The sequence below is a fragment of the Leifsonia sp. PARNA 1/14 genome (assembly GCF_055720965.1).
The window spans coordinates 828,256-847,858 of record NZ_JBVQSP010000002.1 but is presented as its reverse complement, the minus strand read 5'-3'; the positions used below and the strand labels follow the sequence as shown (position 1 = coordinate 847,858).

The following is a 19,603-nucleotide window of genomic DNA, read 5'->3' as shown; positions in this document are numbered from 1 at the left end:
CTCGCGGAAAACGGACCAGGCGTTCAGTTGTGCACCGGGCGAGCCACGGCGTCGGGCAGCTCGCCCCCTGGGAATTTGGTGTTCGCGGCCGTCATGTACTCCTTCCACACCCGGTGACGGAGGGTGTCCGCCTTGATGCCGCCGACCTCCGATCGCCGCAGAGAGACGCCACCGGTCACGTTGCCGACCCAGACGGCGGTCGCGAGCGCGGTGGTCGCGCCCACGAACCAGGTGTCCTTCTCGGAGTCCGTGGTGCCGGTCTTGCCGAAGACCGGCACGCCGTCGCCCGGGTTGGAAGCCGAGCCCGTACCGCCCTTGATGACGCTGGTGAGCGCCGACGCCATGGTCGCGGAGACCTCCGGTGCGACCGCCTCGGAGCACGCGCTCTTCGGAACCGGCACCTCCGTGCCGTCGGGCGCCACGATCCGGTCGATCGCGATCGGTGAGCAGTACACGCCCTTGTTGGCTATCGCCGCGAACGCGGACGCCATCCGAACCGGCGACACCTCGTTGGTCCCGAGCACGTCGGACACGTAGGAGGTCAGCTCCTTGCCGTCGGCGCGCTTCACCCCGAAGGCCTCCGCCGTCTTGCGGATCTCGCACTGGTCCAGCTTCTGGGCCATCGAGAAGTACGCCCCGTTGACCGAGCCGGCGGTGGCCGCGCGCACCGACATGTTGCCAGGGCGCTGCGCGCCGTCGTTCTTCGGCGAGTACGGTCCGGAGCCCGATCCCTGGCAGCTGTCCTTGAAGTTGGACAGATTGAGCGTTCGCGAGTCGCCGTTGACCACGTCGCTGATCGACCGGCCGTCCTTGAGCCACTCGGCGAGGGTGAAGATCTTGTAGGTCGAGCCGGCCTGGAAGCCGCTCGATCCTCCGTAGTCGAAGTCGGCGCCGTAGTTGACGGCCGTGCTGCCGGCGGACTGCTCGCCGGGATCCGCGTTGAACTCCTTGTTCTGCGCCATCGCGAGAATGCGTCCGGTTCCCGGCTCGACGGTCACGAGCGACGAGCCGATGTCGAGCACCTCCGAGCTCTTCGGAATGTACGCGTCGACCGCGCTCACGGCCGCGGCCTGGAGGTCGAGGTCGAGGGTGGTGTAGATGTCGTACCCGCCGCGAGCGAGCGTGGAGTACGTGTCGTCCTCGGGATCGGCGAGGATCTTCTCATTCTCGATGACGCGCTGCACGTAGTCGCAGAAGAACCCTGCGCCGAGCGGATTCGCGGCGTGGCATCCCGTGGACGGCGGGGTGATCCTCGGCTCGATCGGCGCCGCGACCGCCTCGTCGAACTGTGCCTGCGTGATCGCGTGCTTCTGGAGCATCGCCGCCAGTACGTCGTTGTCGCGCCGGAACTTGTTGTCCGCGATGTTGTCCGGGTCGTCGATACGCAGCCCGTTCGGTTCGTTGACCATCGCGACGAGGGAGGCCGCCTGCGCGAGCGTGAGCTCTGAGGCGTTCACGCCGAAGTAATACTCGGCAGCCGCCTGGATGCCGTACACCGATCCGCCGAAGTGGGCGATGTTGAGGTAGCCCAGCAGGATCTGGTCTTTGGTCAGTGTCTTCTCCAGGCCGATCGCGAGGCGCATTTCGCGGAGCTTCCTATCGAGGCTTGTCTTGACGGCCTCCTCGTAGGCGACTTCGCGCTCCTCTTTGTCGCGGATAGCCTCGGCGCGCTGCATCAGGATGTTCTTGACGTACTGCATCGAGATCGTCGATGCGCCGGAGCCGACTGCGCCGGAGGCGGCGTTGCCGATCGCGGCCCGCAGCGCCGACGTGATGTCCACGCCTCCGTGGGTGAAGAACCGTGGGTCTTCGGTCGACACGACGGCGTCCTTGACGAAGACGGAGATGTCGTCCCAGAGCACGCTCTTGCGGTTCTGCTCGTAGACCGACGCCAGCAGCACGGCCTCGCCCGCGGAGTTCTTGGCGTAGATATCGGTCGTCTGGGCGAGCGCATCGAGCGTCAGGGCCTCCGGCATCGTCTCGAAGACCTGGATGCCGGTCTCGGCGGCGACGCCCGCGACGGCGATGACCGGGGTCACCATGGCGCTGATCAGCACGCCGGCGCCAATGCTCAGCCCTACAAAACCGGCTGCCGCACGGAACCGACGGCGCGCCCGCGGATGATCTGCGTGGTTGTCGAATTCTGTCAACGCGCTGCCTTTCTGCCAACTAACCGGGCGTAAAATGTAAAGACTATAATGTGATAGTCACGTTCTCAATTGCTAACGCTGTCATTTGTGCAATACATTTCAATTGTTAGTGTCATATGTTAGCGTATTCACACGCAACGTTGACCCGCCGATCGCGCACCTTACCGTGATCGCTACATCTCCCTAAGGAAGAATCGTGAACGACTCTGAGAACCCGAAATCCCGTCTCTCGCGACGTGCGATCGTCGGAGCCGCCGCATGGACGGCGCCCGCGATCGCGATGGGTGTCGCCTCACCCGCGGCGGCCGCCTCGACCACGCCCCTCCCGCCGAATCCTGTACCAGCCGTCTCCATCGCCAACAAGCGGGAGCTCGAAGAGTACGGAACTGGCAACGGGTTCTTTGTCACTTTTGCAACGCCAAATACAAGCGCCGCCGACGGCTTCGACCTTCACGGCATGGAGATCACTGCGACCTACGATGTGCCGACCTCGACTCCGGGTTCCGCGACCATCCCCGGGGGCCAGGTCACGGTGACCCTGCCGCCACCGTTGGTGTTCAAGAGTGGCGGTACGGTGAAGACCTATTCGCCGGACAGGGCGAGTTGGCCGGCCTCGGTCACCCTCGAGGCCGACGAGATCCAGATTCCGTGGGGAACGCCGGCTGGCAACTACACGATCACGGTCACCTACCTGGGCAAGACCGACACTATGACAGCGAAGGTCGGCACCGGCGGCCTGGTCTATGCCTGGGGAAACAACGATCGCAACCAGGCAGTCAACACCGCCGGCAACGGCATCGGCACGCCGACAAAATGGGGTTTGACGGGTCTCTCCGTGTCCCCTGCGGCGTTCACGGATTTCGGAGCGCTCGCATCCTCGGCCCAGATGCTGGCGTCGATGGCGAACAACCACTCGACCATCGCCCGGGCCGGATACGGCACTAACCAAGGAAACGGTGTGCGCCGCCTCGCCACCGGGATTGCCGACTCGATCGCCACCAACAAGGGCACCGCCGGCAACGCGTTCTACTACTGGCGCGCCGGCGAACTGTACGCCGAGGGCACCAACGCCGGCGACCACATGTCCCTGGGCGACGGCACCGCGTCCAACGGCGCCGGCTCCGCGAAGAGCAACGTCAAGATCGGCACCAAGATCCTCGAGGCCAACCCCGGCAAGACGATCAGATCGATCCACACCGGAAGCGATAAGTTCCGCGCCGCCTACGTTCTGAGCGACGGAACGGTCTGGCACTCCGGCGCGAATACCGGCACCGCGATGGGCGTTGGGGTGAACAGCGCCGGGCAATTCCTGGCCGGACAGACCGTCCTAGTAGGCGGCGCCCCGCTCGACAAGATCGTCTCGGTCGCACTCGGCGACACGACGACGCTCTTCCTCGACAGCAACGGCAATCTGTACGGCGCCGGCACCCCCAACAACAACGAACGCCCCCTCCCCGGCCTCGATATGGGATACGTCAATGAATTCGCCAAGCCGGTCAGCCTCCCCGGCGGCAACGAGGTCAAGAAGATCTGGGGATCCGGCCAGACATACTTCGCCCAAGACATCAACGGCACCGTCTGGTTCACCGGCGCAAACAACGCCAGCAGATCAAGCATCGGAAACCCCGGCCGCGCAGCGAACACCTGGACCCAGGTACAAGTCGCCGCCGGCAAGACCGTCGCCGAAATCGCCATTGCCAGCGGTTCCTGCCTCTGGCTCATGACCGACGGAACCGTCTACTTCTCCGGCAGCAACGGCAATGGCGGCAAGGGAAACAACACCACGGGCGGAGCCGACGTCGCCAACATGGTGCCCGTCAACATCCCCACCGGCGGTTCCGGGGCCATCGCCATCGACATCGCCGCCACCTACGAGCAAAGCTACGCCGTCCTCATGCGCTAGCACCCCACCACTCCAGACACCGCTCCCCGGCAGTCGAGCCACCGCTCGACCACCGGGGAGCGGCCCAGTTAACCAGGACCTGGGTCCTGCGGGACCTACCATGTGCCGATGTCGATTCCGGGTTCCCCGGCGGTCAGATCGCGGGGACCCTGCAGTCAACACCTCCGGCAACGGCATCGGCGCGCCGACAGAGTGGGGTTTGACGGGTCTCAAGAAAACGGTGTTCGTCGCCTCGTCGCCGAAATCACCATTGCCAGCTATTCCTGCCTCTGGCGAGATCACCGTCGCATACGAGCAAGCTACGCCGTCCTCATGCGCTAACACCCCACCACTCCAGACACCGCTCCCCGGTGGTCGAGCCACCGCTCGACCACCGGGGAGCGGCCCATTTAACCAGGACCAAATCTGACGAGCCAGCACCGACGGTCAGTCCGATGCGATAACCCTCTCAACTGCAGACATTGAAACTGATACGGAACATCCCGATATACTGCTATCATATTATATGCCGCGTACGCCATCGACTCTCTGACCCTGTCGATCGCTATTTCCCACGCGACCGCTACCTCCCAGAAATTAAGGAAGACCCGTGAACGATTCCGAGAAGCCGAAATCCCAACTTTCGCGACGTGCGATCGTCGGAGCCGCCGCATGGACGGCGCCCGCGATCGCGATGAGTGTCGCCTCGCCCGCGGCGGCCGCCTCGACCAAGCCCCTCCCGCCGAACCCCGTCGCGGGGGTGTCGTTCGCCAACAAGCGCCTGATCGAAGAGTGGGGAACGGGAACCGGGAACGCTGTCTTCTATGCCCAGTCGAACAGCCAAGGAACAGACACCTACGACAGGGTTGGAATCGAAATCACCGCGACTTACGATGTGCCCACCTCGACCCCGGCCGGCGATCAGCCGGTCACGGTGACCCTCCCGCCGCCGCTGGTATTCAAGAGCGGTGGCGCTGCGAAGACATACACGCCGTCCGCCGCGACCTGGCCGGCGTCGGTCTCGCTCCCCTATGACGAGATCCAGGTCCCGTGGGGCACCCCGGCCGGCAGCTATACCATCACGGTCAATTACAAGGGCGCGACCGACACGCTGACGGCGAAGGTGGGCACCGGCGGTCAGGTCTTCGCGTGGGGAAACAACGACCGCAACCAGGCAGCCAACACGGCGGGCAACTTCATCACTTCGCCGACCCAATGGGCCCTCTCGGTCTCCCCTCCCACGTTCACCGATTACGGAGCGCTCGCATCCTCGACCCGGATTCTGGCCTCGCAGGCGAACAACCACTCGGCTGTGGCCCGTGCCGGATACGGGACGACCGTGACAAACGGTGTCCGTCGCTTGGCCGACGGGACCTCCGACTCGATCGTCTCCAATAACAAGGCTTCCGCCGTCGATGCGACCTTCTATTGGCGCGCGGGTGAGTTGTATGCAACCGGGGTGAATTCCGGCGACCACTTCTCGCTCGGCGACGGCACCGCGCTCAACGGCCCGGGATCAACGAAGAACGATGTCAAGATCGGCCTCAAGGTCCTCGAGGCCAACCCCGGCAAGACGATCAGATCGGTCCACACCGGAACCGACAAGTACCGCGCCGCCTACATCCTGAGCGACGGAACGGTCTGGCACTCCGGCGCGAACACCGGCAACGCGATGGGCGTCGGGGTGAACAACGCCGGGCAGTTCCTCGCCGGCCAGACCCTCGTCACCGGCGGTGCCCCGCTCGACAAGATCGTCTCGGTCGCACTCGGCGACACGACGACGCTCTTCCTCGACAGCGACGGCAACCTCTGGGGAGCCGGCACCCCCAGCAATTCGGTACGCCCCCTCCCCGGCCTCGATATGGGATACGTCAACGAATTCGCCAAGCCGGTCGGCCTGCCCGGTGGCAACAAGGTCAAGAAGATCTGGGGATCCGGCCAGACCTACATGGCACAAGACGTCGACAACAACGTTTGGTTCACCGGCGGGAACTCAGACGCCAAGGCGAGCGTCGGAGGCCCCAGCTCGGCACAGAACACCTGGGTTCAGTCGCAGGTCGCCGGCGGCAAGACTGTCGCCGACCTCGTCATGACATCGAGTGCGTGCCTGTGGCGGATGACCGATGGCACGGTGTATTTCTCTGGCTCCAACGCGTACAGCGGTAAGGGAGACGACACGACTACGGGAACCGTGGGCAGTATGGTGGCCGTAAAGTTCACGCCCCCGCAGGGCGCCACGGTTATCGACATCGCCGCCACCTACGAAAACAGCTACGCCATGCTCGTGCGCTGACACCTCACTCCGCGTCACGCGAGACCGTGACACCGCTTCCCGGCGGTCGGGCCACCAGCTCGACCGCGGGGGAGCACTCCGTTAACCTGGACCGGAGCCCGCGGGAATATACACGAGCGCCTCTTGTTATATGCGTTTGCATAGATACGGCGAGAACGAACCTGAGGAGCCAGCAATGCAGTACGGAATCTTCTCCGTCAGCGACATCACCCGCGACCCGGTGTCGGGTGACACCCCGAGTGAGGCGGAGCGCATCGAAGCGATCGTGAAGATCGCCACCCACGCCGAGGAGGTCGGGCTCGACGTCTTCGCGGTCGGCGAGCACCACAACCCGCCGTTCTTCTCGTCGTCGCCGACCACGCTGCTCTCGCACATCGCAGCCCTCACCGAGCGCCTGATCGTCACGACCTCCACGACTCTGATCACCACGAACGACCCGGTGCGGCTCGCGGAAGACTACGCGATGCTCCAGCACCTGTCGAAGGGCCGCATGGACCTCATGCTCGGCCGCGGCAACACCGGACCGGTGTACCCGTGGTTCGGCCAGGACATCCGTCAGAGCCTGCCGCTCGCGCTCGAGAACTACAACCTCCTGCACCGCCTGTGGCATGAGGACGTCGTCGACTGGGAGGGCCGGTTCCGCACTCCGCTGCAGGGCTTCACCTCCACGCCGCGCCCGCTGGACGACGTGCCGCCGTTCGTCTGGCACGGCAGCATCCGCACGCCGGAGATCGCCGAGCAGGCCGCGTTCTACGGCAACGGCTTCTTCGCGAACAACATCTTCTGGCCCAAGGAGCACTACCAGCGGCTGATCGCGTTCTACCGCGAGCGCTTCGAGCACTACGGCCACGGCACCGCCAAGCAGGCGATCGTCGGCCTCGGCGGCCAGGCGTACATCGCGAAGAACTCGCAGGACGCCAAGAACGAATTCCGCCCGTACTTCAACGAGGCCCCGGTCTACGGCAACGGCCCGACGATGGAGGAGTTCACCGACGCGACGCCGCTCACGGTCGGCAGCCCGCAGGAGGTCATCGACAAGACGCTGGGCTTCCGCGAGTGGGCGGGCGACTACCAGCGCCAGCTGTTCCTCATGGACCACGCCGGGCTCCCGCTGAAGACCGTGCTGAAGCAGCTCGACCTGCTCGGCGAGGAGGTCGTGCCGGTGCTGCGCAAGGAGACCGAGGCCCGCAAGGACCCGGAGACCCCGGAGGCCCCCACTCACGAGTCGCTGGTGCTCGCGAAGTACGGCGACGCCGCCCCGCGCCAGCCGCGCCCGAACGCAAACCGCGGCGACAACGTCACCGGCGCCTCCCCGTACCAGGACTCGGCCGACGAGTTCCAGGCCGAGTACCCGGCGCTCTGACGCTGACGAACGCATCGAACGCATCGAACGCATCCGAGAGAAGGACATCATGACCAGCACCGACCTGCGACCATTCCGGGTCGTCGTCGTCAACGCGGGCGTCAGCGACCCGTCGTCCACCAAGATGCTCGCCGACCGCCTCAGCCTGCGAGTGGAGGCCGCGGCCCAGCGCGACGGCCGCACCGTCGAGACGCAGCACCTCGACCTGCGGGGGCTTCTGCCCGAGCTGTCCGGGGCCTTGGCCTCCGGTCACCTGGGGCCGAAGTTCACGGCGGCGATCGAGAAGCTCGCCGAGGCCGACGGGATCATCGCGACGGCTCCGGTCTACAAGGCCGGGCCGAGCGGACTGTTCACCTCGTTCTTCCAGGTTCTCGACAACGACCTGCTGATCGCCAAGCCGGTCGTGCTCGGCGCGACGGCCGGCACGGCCAGGCATGCGCTGGTCGTCGACGAGCAGATGCGGTCGATGTTCGCATTCCTGCGCACCATGACGGCGCCGACCTCGGTCTTCGCCGCGACGGAGGACTGGCAGGACAACTCCCTCGGCAAGCGGATCGACCGCGCCGCGCGCGAGCTGGTCGTGCTCATGGAGACCGGCGTGGAAGCGCGGATCAAGGACGCGTCGTGGGACAGCTACCAGCACGAGTTCGGCTCAGCAGGCGGTAATGAGCTCGGGATCGACCTGGGATCGGACCTGATGCGGCTGGCCGCGGGAGGCTCGCTGGGCGGACCGGCGCGCAGCTGACCCGCTGATACGGGTGCTCCTCCCCCTAGGCTTGTGCCACGCACGGGCCGAGGGAGGAGCACCGCAGTGGTCGCCGAAGAAGGACACCTCCGTTTCGAGCACGCGGCGATCAGGAGTGCCGCCGAGCTCTACCAGGCCGGCAAGGACGCGCGCACCCGCGTGCCGCGCAGCGCCCACGGCACATACACGCCCGCGACGGATCGCGACCCGGTCGCCGTCCTCAAGCGGCAGCACGAGCACCGCGTCGCAGAGCTGATTCCGCTGCGACTCGAGCGGATGACCGCGAACCCGTTCGCGTTCTACCGCGGCTCTGCGGCCATCCAGGCGGTGGACCTGAGCCGCGAGCAGCGCACCGGCATCGACGTGACCATCTGCGGCGACGCGCACATCGCCAACTTCGGCATCTACGCCTCCCCCGAGCGCAGCCTCGTCTTCGACCTCAACGACTTCGACGAGTCGGCATACGGGCCGTGGGAGTGGGACGTGAAGCGCTTCGTGGCGAGCGTCGTTCTGGCGGCACGACAGAGCACGTTCGGCGAGGCGAAGGTGGAGGCCGCGGCGCTGGAGGCCGCCGCCGCGTATCGCACCGCTCTACGGCAGATGACCGGGCTGGGCGTCCTGGAGCGCTACTACCTCCGCGCCGACGTCAGCAGAGGCCGTCGGGCACTCAGCTCGCAGCAGGTGCTCGACCGGGCGATCGAGGCGGCCTCGCGGCGGGCGTCGGCGCGGGTCGTGCGCAAGATCACGCGCCGCGCGGGCGACGGGGCCGTGACGATCGTCGAGAATCCTCCGCTGCTCGCCCACGTGCCGGAGGCCACCGAGCAGAACGTGCTCGAGATCACCGACGCGTACCTCACCACGGTGCCCGCGGACATCGCGGTGCTGCTCTCCCAGTACGTGACGACCGATGCCGCCCGTCGCGTCGTGGGGGTCGGGAGCGTCGGCACGCGGTGCTACATCATCGTCCTCACCGGGCCGGCGGGAGAGCCGCTCGTGCTGCAGGTGAAGGAGGCGAGCGAGTCCGTCGCTGTCGAGTTCGGCGGCGCCACCGCAGGGCGTTCGCCCGTTTTCGACGACCACGCCCACGACGAGGAGCACGGCCATCGGGTCGTCGGCAACCAGCGCGTGCTCCAGGCCGTCAGCGATCCGTTCCTCGGCTACGCCAGCAAGGACGGGCACGCGTTCTACATCCGGCAGTTCCGCGACAGGAACGTGTCGATCGACACCGAGACGCTCGACTTCCGGCCGTTCGCCGACTACGTCGACGCGTGCGGCACCGTGCTGGCGCGCGCCCACGCGCAGTCCCCCGACGCGCCGTTCATCGCCGGGTACCTCGGAAGCGGCACCACGTTCGACGCGGCCGTCGTCGAATGGGCCTTCTCGTACGCCGACCAGGCTCATGCGGACTACCTGACGGTGCGGCAGGCGGTCGCGGACGGCGAGTTCGCCGCGCCCGACGCCTCCACCCCGGCGCCCGCCTAGCCGACGCTCGCGCCACGCGGGGGCAGAACCCCCGAGTATTGTGTGGGAGGACTGAGGGGAGCCGCGTGGACGTGCTGAGCGTGCTGGAGTGGATCGGCGTCGTCGTGTGCCTGATCCTGGCTTTGAGCGGGCTGATCCCCGTGGTCGCGGCGGCGGCGACCTTCGTGGTGATCCCTTTCCACGCCTGGATCAACCACTACAAGAAGGCCGCGCCCTACCTCCCCCGTGTCGCCATCATCGTGCCGGCGTGGAACGAGGGCGCCGTCATCGGCGCCTCCATCGACCGTCTGATGGGCCTCGACTACCCGCGGGAGGCGCTGCGCGTCTACGTCGTCGACGACGCCAGCACCGATTCGACCCCCGACGTCGTGCGGAGCCGCGCCGAACAGTACCCGGGCAGCGTCTTCCTGCTGCGACGCGATCAGGGAGGCCAGGGCAAGGCCCACACGCTGAATCACGGCATCGAGCGCGTCCTCGCCGAAGACTGGATGGAGGCGCTCCTGATCATGGACGCCGACGTCATCTACCTGCCCGACTCGCTGCGGCGGATGACCCGGCATCTCGCCGATCCCGAGGTCGGCGCCGTGTCCGCGTACATCCGCGAGGGCAGCAGCGACCGCAACTACCTCACCAAATTCGTCAGCGTCGAGTACGTGCTCTCGCAGCCGGCGGCCCGGCGCGCGCAGAACGTGCTCGGCGCGCAGGCGTGCCTCGCGGGCGGCGCCCAGCTGCACACGCGCGAGAACCTGGTCGCCCTCGGCGGGCGCGTGGACACCTCCACTCTCGCCGAGGACACGATCACGACGTTCGAGACGCAGTTGCACGGCAAGAGGGTCGTCTTCGAGCCGCACGCGCACGTGCTGGCGGAGGAGCCGCGCGCGGTGGACGCCCTGTGGAAGCAGCGGCTGCGCTGGGCGCGCGGCAATGTCTCCGTCACGTCGCGCTACTCGAAGATCTGGTTCCGGCCGTCCAAGGTGCATCACCTCGGCGCCTGGACGTTCGGCATCGTCTGGTTCAGTCTGTGGCTGCTGCCGCTCATCATGGTGACCTCGGCCATCGGGCTGGCCGGCCTGCTGTTCCTGCAGAACGGCCTCGCGACCTCGGTGTTCCGGGTGCTCTGGATCTCGGCGGCGCTCGCCTACCTGTTCGTGCTGGTCCTGGGGTCGCTGACCGATGCGAAGACGAGCAGGAAGGAGCTGGGACACATCCTGCTCTTCCCCGGGATCATCAACATGGTGGTGATGATCACGGCACTGTTCCCGCCGATCACGCTGGTCTGGCTGCCCGGGCTGTTCGGCGTGACGCTCAGCGCCACGGCGCTGTTCGTCCTGACCCTCGCGATCTACATCTGGATCCCGTTCTCGATGGTCGTCGCGTGGCTCGCGCGCCGGGCGGAGCGCACGCGCGCCGGGCGCTGGCTCGCGCCCACCCTCATCTACCTGGCGGGGTACGGATCGCTGCTGTGCGCGATCACGTTCGACTCCTACCTCAAGGAGCTGGCGGGCGCCGAAGCCCGTTGGGACAAGACCGAGAAGGTCGGCCGGGTCGCCACCGGCTGAGCGCGGCGACCCGGGTGTCGCGCATCAGTCGACGAGCGTGAGCCGAACGGGGACGTTCCCCCGGGTGGCGTTGGAGTACGGGCAGACGTGGTGGGCCTTCTCCATCGTCAGTTCGGCCTGCTCGCGACCGAGGCGCGGCAGGTACACGTCGAGCTCGATCGCGAGACCGTAGCCTCCCTCGCCGTTCGCTCCGATGCCCACGCTCGCGGAGACGGCGGCGTCGCTGGTATCGAGCTTGTCGGCCCGTCCGACTGCGTGGATGGCGCTCAGGAAGCACGCGGCGAAACCGGCGGCGAACAACTGCTCGGGGTTGGTGCCCTCCCCCGAGCCGCCGAGCTCGCGGGGCGGTCGGGTGGGGAGGTCGATGAGGTCGTCCTCGCTGCGGACGTGACCGTCGCGTCCGCCTCCCGAGGCGTGCGCGATGGCGGTGTAGGCGATATCCATGCCGCTCAGCCCACCCCAGCGTTCTGAGCGTGCGCTGGGAGGGTCGGAGGAGGCCGGGTGTATGGAGGTTCCGCGCGCAGCCGTGGCGTGCCCGGCGGCGTCGGCCGGGTCGGGTAGCGTTGCAGCGGACGCCCCGCCCGACCGTGAGCGTCCGCCCGACCCTCGGACCGCCCGGAGACCTCCCGGCGGTCCTCGTCATCCCTTCCCGAGGAGCGCCCCAGCCGATGAAGGTCCGCGGACTGATCCAGAGCAGCGAGACCCAGGAGGTCACGGCCGAGGCCGACGATGCCGAGACGGCGCGCGAGCTCGTGGAGGCGCAGGTGCCGGAGGGCTACGAGCTCATCCAGGTGCACAACGCGATGCCGCGCGGCGGGCGTGTGATCGCCTCCGGGATCGTGCGGCCGGTCGCGGTGACCGCGATCGAGGCGGACGGCGCCGACTACCCCAGCGCTCGCGACGCCCTGCGGGCCGCGGTGCCGGAGGGGCAGCGGCTGCTGTCGATCGTCATCGACGACGCCTGAGCGATCCGTCCCGCCACGACCCGCCCAGCACGAACCGACCGCCATCGACTGCGGCCCGAGCCGTGGTCATCGGCTCAGGCCAGCGCGAACGGTTGATCTGCTGCGGCCTCCAGCAGCGGCCACAAGCGGGCGCCGGTGCGCGGGGAGCGCGAGCTGCGCGTCGGGTGCGCGTGGGTCGGGAGGCCCTTCGTGCGTGCGATCGGGCCCAGGTAGTCGTCGCCCGTGATGCCTGGGTCGAGCACCGCGCGCACGGGAACCAACGCGCCGTGGTCCTTGCCCTGCGACCACGTCGCCTGCAGGTTGTCCACGAAACGTTTTGCGCGGCTCGGCTGGTTGACGCCGCGCACGCCGGGCGTGCGGCCCGACGTGGAGTACCCGGGGTGCACGACGACGCTCGTGACACCGCTCTCCGTGGCCCGTAGCCGCCGCTCGAGCTGGAAGCCGAACGCCTGGACGGCGATCTTGGAGCCCGCGTAGGCGCGCCACGCGGTGTAGCCGCGTTCGAGCTGGAGGTCGTCCAGCCGCAGGCGCGAGAGCCGTGTCGCCAGGGAGCCGAGCGTCACGATGCGCGCCCTCTCGGTGGCCTCCAGCACCGGCAGGGCGCGGGCGACCAGCCGGAAGTGGCCGAGCACATTCGTCGCGAGCACCAGTTCGTTGCCGTACGCGTCGGTGCGACGCTCGCGCGGGGCGTGCACCAGGCCCGCGTTCAGCACGAGCGCGTCGACACGGCCGCGGTCGAGCAGCGCCGCGGCCGCCGCATCGACCGACCGGCGGTCGGTCACGTCGAGCGGCGTGGCCTCCACCCGGGCGCCCGGCACCCGGCGCCGGATGGCCGACACCGCGGCCTCGGCGCGCTCCGGATCCCGGCACGCGAGCACGACCTGCGCGCCGGCCCTCGCGAGCTGCTCGCCGGTGAAATAGCCGACGCCGGAGTTGCCTCCGGTGATGACGACGGTCAGGCCGTGGGCGTCCGGAATCTCCGCAGGATGCCAGGCCACGCCTCAGCGGCCGTTCTCGGACGCGATGCGCTCGTGGTGGTGGATGACCTCCGCGACGATGAAGCCCAGGAATTTTTCGGCGAAAGCGGGGTCGAGATGACTCTCCTCCGCCAGCACGCGGAGGCGCTGGATCTGTTCCCGCTCCCGGTCGGGGTCGGCGGGCGGGAGGCCGTGCTCGGCCTTGAGGGCGCCGACCTGCTGGGTGAACTTGAACCGCTCCGCGAGCATGTGGATGACGGCCGCGTCGATGTTGTCGATGCTCTGCCGGATGCTCCGCAGACGCTCCAGCGCCTGCGCGGTCGACTCGTTCTCAGCCATGCTCCGACCCTACCGGGCCGGAGCAGGGCACGAGCGCCTGGCGGGTCGCTCTCAGAGCGACGGGGCGGTCTCGGCGAGGACCCGACGCAGCACCGGCCGCGTCGCCCGCAGCGCCGACCACACCAGCAGGATGCCGGCCGCCAGGCACGTCGCGACCAGCAGGAGCGTGAGCGGAGAGGAGAGCATCGCGATCCCGGCGAGCGGCGACACCACGACAGCCGCCGTGAGCGCCGAGCAGATCGTCGTCACTCGCAGCGGCGACAGCACGGCGCGGGAGCGGGCGGCGTCCATCTCGGCGACCGGCATACCGATCCGGTCGAGGCTCACATAGAGGTCACGCCGGTCGAGGATCGCGGCCGTCTGGTTCACTCCCACCGAGCACGCGACCATGAGGAACGAGATCGCCACCACCACCACGATGCCGGTGCGGATGTCGGTGAGCAGCATCGCGGCCTCCCGCCCCTCCGTCCCGTCGGAGGCGGCGCTCATCAGGGCGACACCGACCCCGGCGAACACAGCCACGAAGCTGGTCATCGCCACACCGGAGACCTGGCGCCATGCCGCCTTCGGCGACTCGAGCACCGCGCGGGCGGCGAGCAGCCGACGAGGGGTCTTCGCCCGGCGGACCTGCACCAGCGCCAGCACTCGCAGGACCAGCGGACCGACGAGGTTCAGCACCGCGATCGTCGCACCGAAGCCGACGCCCAGGACGATCAGGATGACCGCGGCCTCCATCGCCCGCAGCAGCGACATCGCCACGAACGTCGCCACCACGACGACGAAGCCGATGAGGAACCGGATCCAGTGCAACGTGGGCGCGTTCTGCCGGGTGCGGACGCCCAGCGGTGACACGACGACGCCGCGCAGACTCAGAATGGCGCTGACGGCGGAGATCGCGACCACCCCGAGTGCGCACAGGACGATGGCGCCGCCGCTCAGGTACGCCTGCGCGCCGAGCGGCTCGCCGCGGAACGGGATCAGCCCGATCAGCCGGGAGGCCGGGAGGTAGAGCACTGCTCCACCGAGCACACCGAGTGCCGCGAGGGCCGTCGACTCGATGACGGTCAGCCCCGCCACCATCGTCGGCGTGGCGCCGAGCAGGCGGAGCCCCGCGAGCCGGTCGTCGCGCCGTCGGGCCGACAGCCGCGCCGCCGAGCCTCCCAAGGTGAGCAGCGGGACGACCAGGAGGACGACACCGATGATCGCGAGCGCCTGGTAGACGAACGCCGACTCATCGCGCCACGAGAAGAAGGCCTGCGCTCCGCCCCCCACGACGAGCAGCAGCACGGTCGCGATCGCGAACCCGACGATCGGGAGCAGCACGGTGGCTTTGTCGGCCGTGCCGCGTCGAGCGAACAGCCAGGCGATCCGGAAAGTCGTCATCGGGTCACCACCTCGTCGACGATGCGGCCGTCGGACAGTTTGAGGACGCGGGCGCACTGCCGCGCGACCTCGTCGTCGTGCGTCACGACCACGAGCGAACGTCCGTTGCCGGTGGTGGAGGCGATCAACGCCGCCATGACCTCGGCGGAAGTCCCGGAATCGAGGGCACCGGTCGGCTCGTCGGCGAACACCACCGACGCGCCCGTCACCTGGGAGCGCGCGATCGCGACGCGCTGGGCCTGGCCGCCGGAGAGCTCGCCGATGCGGCGCGCCTCCATCCCGGCGAGGCCGAGCCGGGCCAGCCACTCGGCAGCCGACACCTCCGCGGACTTGCGCGGGGTGCCCGACAGCATCAGCGGGAGGGCGACGTTCTCGACGGCCGTCAGCTCGGGCAGCAGCAGGCCCTGTTGGAAAACGAAGCCGAACGCCTCTCGGCGCAGTCGGGACCGCTCGGACTCGCGGAGGGCCGTCACCTCGACGGGACCGGTGGGTGCGTTCAGGACGACCGTGCCGGAGTCGGGCTTCACGATGCCCGCCAGGCAGTGCAGCAGGGTGGTCTTGCCCGAGCCGGAGGCTCCCATGATCGCGACCGACTCGCCCGCGGCGATGCGGAAGTCGACACCGGCGAGGGCGACGGCGGAGCCGTAGGTCTTGGTGAGCGCGGCGGCGTGGAGCACGGGGTGGAACGAGGTCGGTTCTGGTATCGCTGTCATGTCGTCCAGCATCGCGGGGGCGGACCCTCGTCGCGTCCGCCGCGGGCACGATTCCTGCCGCGGCGCCTCATCCCCGCGATGTCGTCCCGGGGTACCAGAAAGAGGTTGTGCCGGAAGCCGCCAGAGTTTAATCTATACGTAGATCATCTACGCACAGAGAAAGGCACGATGATGTGGACCACTGAACAGACCGCCGAGACCACCGCCCCTCGCACAGCCGTCTGGGAGGCCGTGCGCGACCTCCACACCGGCGACCTGACCTACGCGGGCGCCGACCGGTTCGAACTGCACGGGCCGTTCGCGGTCGGGACGGAGCTGACGGTGACGCCCGAGGGCCAGGAGCCGATCCGCTCGCGGATCGTTGAGCTCGACGAAGCACGCACGTACGCCGACGTCACCGAGTTCGGCGACCTGCGGCTGACCTTCCGCTACGACCTCGACGACCGGGAGGACGGAACCGTCGTCCGCTACTCGCTGACCATCGACGGGGTCGACGCCGATACGGTCGGCCCCGAACTCGGCCCGCAGATCAGCGCCGACTTCCCCGCCTCGCTCGCCGCTCTGCTGGCGGAGGCGGAGCGCCGCACCGCCGTCGCGGACGACGAGGCCACACTGGGCGCATGACCGACTTCCCCGAAGGCCCGGCGACCAGCCCCGGCTTCCTGCTGTGGCACGCCACCCTGCGCTGGCAGCGCGCGATGGCAGAGGCGCTGCAGCCGCACGACCTGACTCACGCGCAGTTCGTGCTGCTCGCCTCCACGTGGTGGCTCAATGGTCACGACGACCGACCCAGCCAGTCACAGCTGTCGGAACTCACCGGCTCCGACCCGCGCATGACATCGGAGGTCGTGCGGCGGCTGGCCGCGAAGGGACTGATCGAACGCGACCAGCACCCGGCGGACAGCCGCGCGAAGGTCCTGCGCGTGACGGCGTCTGGCGCATCGACTGCCGTCGCCGCGATCGCATCGGTGGAGGCGGCGGACGCCGAGTTCTTCGGCCCGGCGGCGACTGCCGCACCCGGGGCACTGCTCCCGATCCTGCACGCGCTCGCGGAACGATGACGAGCGGCCCCGGCGGCTCTGGCCCGGCGTCGGGCCGTCCCGATAGCGTGGGGGCATGACGGAGACACACCTCACCGCACCCGTTGACGACCGTTCGAAGACCATGCTGGCCGACTCCGGCCTCCGGTTGTCGCTCGTCGATCCGACCGACACGGCCGCTCTCGACGCCTGGATCGTCGCGGACTTCCGCGGCTTCCACGGTCGCCGGCCGACGGAGGAGGTGCTCGAGGAGGCGCGCGGCAACTTCGGCGGCCGCCGCACCACCGCGGTGTACGACGACGGCGTCAGCACCCCGGTCGGCACCGTGAACTCCTGGGTGGCGCCGCTCACCGTCCCGGGTGGAGTCGCCCTCGAGGCGTGGGCGATCAGCTCGGTCACGGTTGCGCCGACGCACCGCCGCCGCGGCATCGCGACCGCCCTGCTCGGCGCCGAGCTGCGCACCGCGCACGCGCTGGGCGTGCCCGCAGCCATCCTCACCGTGTCGGAGTCCACGATCTACGGGCGCTGGGGCTTCGGGCCGGCCACCTTCGCCACCGGATGGAGCATCGACGCCAAGCGCGTCCGCTGGGCGGGCGCCCCGACGCCGGGCCGGCTGTCGTTCACCACTCCGGAGGAGTACCGCGAGACGGGCTACGCCGTGCTGGCGGAGGTCATGGCTTCCCGCGCGGGCGAGATCGGCCTGGAACCATACCTCGCCGACCGGCTCCTCGGGCCGCTGAAGGGCGACGACGACGGCCCCAAGCGACTGCTCGTGCGTTACGACTCACCGGAGGGCCGGCCGGAGGGCTTCGTCAGCTACATCGTGCGCGGCGGTGAGGAGGACTTCTCGCGACACGTGGTGGAGGTCGCCTACCTGGCGGCGGCCACCGACGCGGCGCTCACCGCCCTCTGGCGCTACCTCCTCGAACTCGACCTCGTGGCCGAGGTGAAAGCGTGGACACGTGGCGTCGACGAACCCGTGCAGCTGCTGGTGCAGGACGTCCGCGGCGCGCAGATCACGAGCGTGCAGGACCACCTGTGGGTGCGCATCCTCGACGTACCGGCGACCCTGACCGCCCGCCGGTACGAGAGCGACGGCGATCTGGTGCTGGAGGTCACGGACGAACTCGGGTTCGCCGCCGGCCGTTACCGGCTCATCGTGGAGGACGGGGAGGCACGCGTCGAGTCGACGACGGACGCGCCGGACGTGACCCTCCCGGTCGAGTCGCTCGGCAGCGTGTACCTCGGGCACGACCTGTCGCGCGGTCTCGCGCTCGCGGGACGCATCCACGGCGACGCGGAGGCGCTCGACCGGCTCTTCCGCACGGCGGTGCCGCCGCGCCTCAGCACCTGGTTCTGAGGTGCGGTTCCCCGGAATAGTTCCGGCGTTGTTCCGAAAGTCGTGCTGTAACCGTAGTATGGGAATATTATTCCAGTTTTAGCACCGTAATCGGAATTACCGAGCCCTATTCCGGTTGGAGGCCACGATGATCGACGAGTCCGACTGGACCGCACATGGCCTAGAGACCGTGCCCTGGCGGAGCAGGAGCGGCCGGGGCACGCGCGCCGACCGCATGTTGACCGCTGTCGACGCGACAGTCCCGCCGTTCATCGGCGAACTCGAGTTCACGAGCGGCGTCGCCGACCAGCTTGCTCAGGAGGGCGCGATCCGCGCCCTCGCGAAGCTCGACACCGTCGCCGGCCCAGGCGCCGTCGCGATCTCGGCCTTCCTGATCCGCACCGAGTCGATCGCGTCGTCGAAGATCGAACACATCGACGCGTCCACGGAGGACTTCGCCCGCGCCCTGGCCGGCGTCCGCGCGAACACGAGCGCGACCTCGATGGTCTCGGCCTCCCGCGCCATCATGCGGCTGATCGATGAGGCGGGGGCGAGCGGTCAAATCACCTTGGAGGCCCTGCTCGGCGCCCATCGAATCCTCCTGGAGGACGATCCTGCGGAGAGCCCGTACGCGGGACAGGTGAGAATCATGCAGAACTGGATCGGCGGAAGCGACTTCTCCCCCATCCGCGCCGTGCATGTTCCGCCTGCCCCCGGGCGCGTGCGCGCGCTACTCGACGACCTGCTGGTGTTCGCGAACCGTGACGACGTCCCCATCATCGCCCAGGCGGCGATCGCGCACGCCCAGTTCGAGTCGATCCACCCGTTCACGGACGGCAACGGCCGTATCGGCCGCGCGCTCATCGGGGCGATCTATCGTCGCCGGGGCCTCACGTCGAGCACGACGCCGCCGATCGCGTCGGCGCTCGCCGCCGACCAAGGCGGCTACTTCGCGCTGCTGACCCGGTACCGGAAGGGCGTCGCGGCCCCGATTGTCAGCGAACTCGCGCACGCGACCCGAGTCGCGTCCGAGGAGGCACTCGAGTCCGTCCGCGCGATCCGCGATCTCCCGGCCGAGTGGGAGGCCGATCTCGAGCCCCGCAGAGGGAGCGCGGTCGCCGCTGTGCTCGACGGTCTTCTCGACAACCCCGTCTTCGACGCCGAGTCGGTGGAGGACCGCATCGGTCGGGCGACCTCGACGACATACGAGGCACTGGACCGGCTGGAGGGTGCGGGCATCATCCACCGAATAACGAACCGTCAGCGCAACAGGGTGTGGGCGGTCACCGCGATCATCGACGAGCTCAGCGCGCTCGACCGGCGCATCGCCGAACGGGCCCGCCGCACGCTCTGAGGTGCGGGGGCGCGTCTCA

Annotated in this window: 17 protein-coding genes; 11 read left to right on the top strand and 6 right to left on the bottom strand. The window is 68.6% G+C overall.

The window, feature by feature from the left end; all coding sequences use genetic code 11:
- Positions 1-23 precede the first annotated feature (23 nt).
- Positions 24-2,057, bottom strand: coding sequence for a transglycosylase domain-containing protein (locus AC0HS0_RS09175; RefSeq protein ID WP_472963384.1), 2,034 nt, complete (start codon positions 2,055-2,057; stop codon positions 24-26).
- Positions 2,058-2,346: 289 nt separating this feature from the next.
- On the opposite strand from AC0HS0_RS09175, the gene AC0HS0_RS09170 reads away from it, so the two are divergent.
- The 6 genes from AC0HS0_RS09170 (at position 2,347) to AC0HS0_RS09145 (ending at position 11,474) form a co-directional block, all read left to right on the top strand.
- Positions 2,347-4,053, top strand: coding sequence for an RCC1 domain-containing protein (locus tag AC0HS0_RS09170; protein WP_472963381.1), 1,707 nt, complete (start codon positions 2,347-2,349; stop codon positions 4,051-4,053).
- Positions 4,054-4,642: 589 nt separating this feature from the next.
- Positions 4,643-6,325: an RCC1 domain-containing protein gene (locus AC0HS0_RS09165; protein ID WP_472963380.1), complete on the top strand. Its 1,683-nt coding sequence runs from the start codon at positions 4,643-4,645 to the stop codon at positions 6,323-6,325.
- Positions 6,326-6,500: 175 nt separating this feature from the next.
- On the top strand, positions 6,501-7,688 hold the full coding sequence (locus tag AC0HS0_RS09160) for an LLM class flavin-dependent oxidoreductase (protein ID WP_472963377.1): 1,188 nt from the start codon (positions 6,501-6,503) through the stop codon (positions 7,686-7,688).
- A gap of 49 nt (positions 7,689-7,737) precedes the next feature.
- On the top strand, positions 7,738-8,433 hold the full coding sequence (locus AC0HS0_RS09155) for a CE1759 family FMN reductase (RefSeq protein WP_472963375.1): 696 nt from the start codon (positions 7,738-7,740) through the stop codon (positions 8,431-8,433).
- 66 nt (positions 8,434-8,499) lie between these two features.
- On the top strand, positions 8,500-9,915 hold the full coding sequence (locus tag AC0HS0_RS09150) for a DUF2252 domain-containing protein (protein ID WP_472963374.1): 1,416 nt from the start codon (positions 8,500-8,502) through the stop codon (positions 9,913-9,915).
- An 80-nt stretch (positions 9,916-9,995) separates the two neighbouring features.
- A complete protein-coding gene (locus tag AC0HS0_RS09145) occupies positions 9,996-11,474 on the top strand; it encodes a glycosyltransferase (protein WP_472963556.1) in 1,479 nt (492 codons plus the stop codon).
- A gap of 24 nt (positions 11,475-11,498) precedes the next feature.
- On the opposite strand, the gene AC0HS0_RS09140 is transcribed toward AC0HS0_RS09145, so the two are convergent.
- A complete protein-coding gene (locus AC0HS0_RS09140; protein ID WP_472963371.1) occupies positions 11,499-11,918 on the bottom strand; it encodes an organic hydroperoxide resistance protein in 420 nt (139 codons plus the stop codon).
- A 224-nt stretch (positions 11,919-12,142) separates the two neighbouring features.
- Here AC0HS0_RS09140 and AC0HS0_RS09135 point away from each other — a divergent pair, with 224 nt between their 5' ends.
- Complete coding sequence (locus AC0HS0_RS09135) at positions 12,143-12,439, top strand: hypothetical protein (RefSeq protein ID WP_472963370.1); 297 nt, start codon at positions 12,143-12,145, stop codon at positions 12,437-12,439.
- A 74-nt stretch (positions 12,440-12,513) separates the two neighbouring features.
- Here AC0HS0_RS09135 and AC0HS0_RS09130 read toward each other — a convergent pair whose 3' ends face one another.
- From AC0HS0_RS09130 to AC0HS0_RS09115, 4 genes are read right to left on the bottom strand one after another with little or no spacing between them, the layout of a single operon-like run.
- Positions 12,514-13,437, bottom strand: a complete 924-nt coding sequence (locus tag AC0HS0_RS09130; RefSeq protein ID WP_472963368.1) for an SDR family NAD(P)-dependent oxidoreductase — start codon at positions 13,435-13,437, stop codon at positions 12,514-12,516.
- Positions 13,438-13,440: 3 nt separating this feature from the next.
- The gene (locus AC0HS0_RS09125; protein WP_472963366.1) at positions 13,441-13,755 is read right to left on the bottom strand and encodes a chorismate mutase; all 315 of its coding nucleotides are present in this window, start codon (positions 13,753-13,755) and stop codon (positions 13,441-13,443) included.
- Positions 13,756-13,806: 51 nt separating this feature from the next.
- A complete protein-coding gene (locus tag AC0HS0_RS09120) occupies positions 13,807-15,138 on the bottom strand; it encodes an FtsX-like permease family protein (protein ID WP_472963365.1) in 1,332 nt (443 codons plus the stop codon).
- Complete coding sequence (locus AC0HS0_RS09115) at positions 15,135-15,851, bottom strand: ABC transporter ATP-binding protein (protein ID WP_472963363.1); 717 nt, start codon at positions 15,849-15,851, stop codon at positions 15,135-15,137. The genes AC0HS0_RS09120 and AC0HS0_RS09115 overlap by 4 nt, the downstream gene beginning before the upstream one ends.
- Before the next feature lie 168 nt (positions 15,852-16,019).
- Between AC0HS0_RS09115 and AC0HS0_RS09110 the strand changes: the two genes are divergently transcribed.
- The 4 genes from AC0HS0_RS09110 (at position 16,020) to AC0HS0_RS09095 (ending at position 19,584) form a co-directional block, all read left to right on the top strand.
- On the top strand, positions 16,020-16,475 hold the full coding sequence (locus AC0HS0_RS09110) for an SRPBCC family protein (protein WP_472963360.1): 456 nt from the start codon (positions 16,020-16,022) through the stop codon (positions 16,473-16,475).
- The gene (locus tag AC0HS0_RS09105; protein WP_472963358.1) at positions 16,472-16,912 is read left to right on the top strand and encodes a MarR family winged helix-turn-helix transcriptional regulator; all 441 of its coding nucleotides are present in this window, start codon (positions 16,472-16,474) and stop codon (positions 16,910-16,912) included. The genes AC0HS0_RS09110 and AC0HS0_RS09105 overlap by 4 nt, the downstream gene beginning before the upstream one ends.
- 55 nt (positions 16,913-16,967) lie before the next feature.
- Positions 16,968-18,251 (top strand): GNAT family N-acetyltransferase, encoded by a 1,284-nt coding sequence (locus AC0HS0_RS09100; protein ID WP_472963355.1) that lies wholly within the window; start codon positions 16,968-16,970, stop codon positions 18,249-18,251.
- A gap of 127 nt (positions 18,252-18,378) precedes the next feature.
- A complete protein-coding gene (locus tag AC0HS0_RS09095; protein ID WP_472963354.1) occupies positions 18,379-19,584 on the top strand; it encodes a Fic family protein in 1,206 nt (401 codons plus the stop codon).
- Positions 19,585-19,603: the final 19 nt, after the last annotated feature.

Coding starts and splice junctions, on each gene's coding strand:
- AC0HS0_RS09160 (WP_472963377.1), top strand. CDS start 6,501: ATGCAGTACGGAATCTTCTCCGTCAGCGACATCACCCGCGACCCGGTG.
- AC0HS0_RS09120 (WP_472963365.1), bottom strand. CDS start 15,138: ATGACGACTTTCCGGATCGCCTGGCTGTTCGCTCGACGCGGCACGGCC.
- AC0HS0_RS09110 (WP_472963360.1), top strand. CDS start 16,020: ATGATGTGGACCACTGAACAGACCGCCGAGACCACCGCCCCTCGCACA.
- AC0HS0_RS09155 (WP_472963375.1), top strand. CDS start 7,738: ATGACCAGCACCGACCTGCGACCATTCCGGGTCGTCGTCGTCAACGCG.
- AC0HS0_RS09095 (WP_472963354.1), top strand. CDS start 18,379: ATGATCGACGAGTCCGACTGGACCGCACATGGCCTAGAGACCGTGCCC.
- AC0HS0_RS09115 (WP_472963363.1), bottom strand. CDS start 15,851: ATGACAGCGATACCAGAACCGACCTCGTTCCACCCCGTGCTCCACGCC.
- AC0HS0_RS09125 (WP_472963366.1), bottom strand. CDS start 13,755: ATGGCTGAGAACGAGTCGACCGCGCAGGCGCTGGAGCGTCTGCGGAGC.
- AC0HS0_RS09140 (WP_472963371.1), bottom strand. CDS start 11,918: ATGGATATCGCCTACACCGCCATCGCGCACGCCTCGGGAGGCGGACGC.
- AC0HS0_RS09100 (WP_472963355.1), top strand. CDS start 16,968: ATGACGGAGACACACCTCACCGCACCCGTTGACGACCGTTCGAAGACC.
- AC0HS0_RS09105 (WP_472963358.1), top strand. CDS start 16,472: ATGACCGACTTCCCCGAAGGCCCGGCGACCAGCCCCGGCTTCCTGCTG.
- AC0HS0_RS09135 (WP_472963370.1), top strand. CDS start 12,143: ATGAAGGTCCGCGGACTGATCCAGAGCAGCGAGACCCAGGAGGTCACG.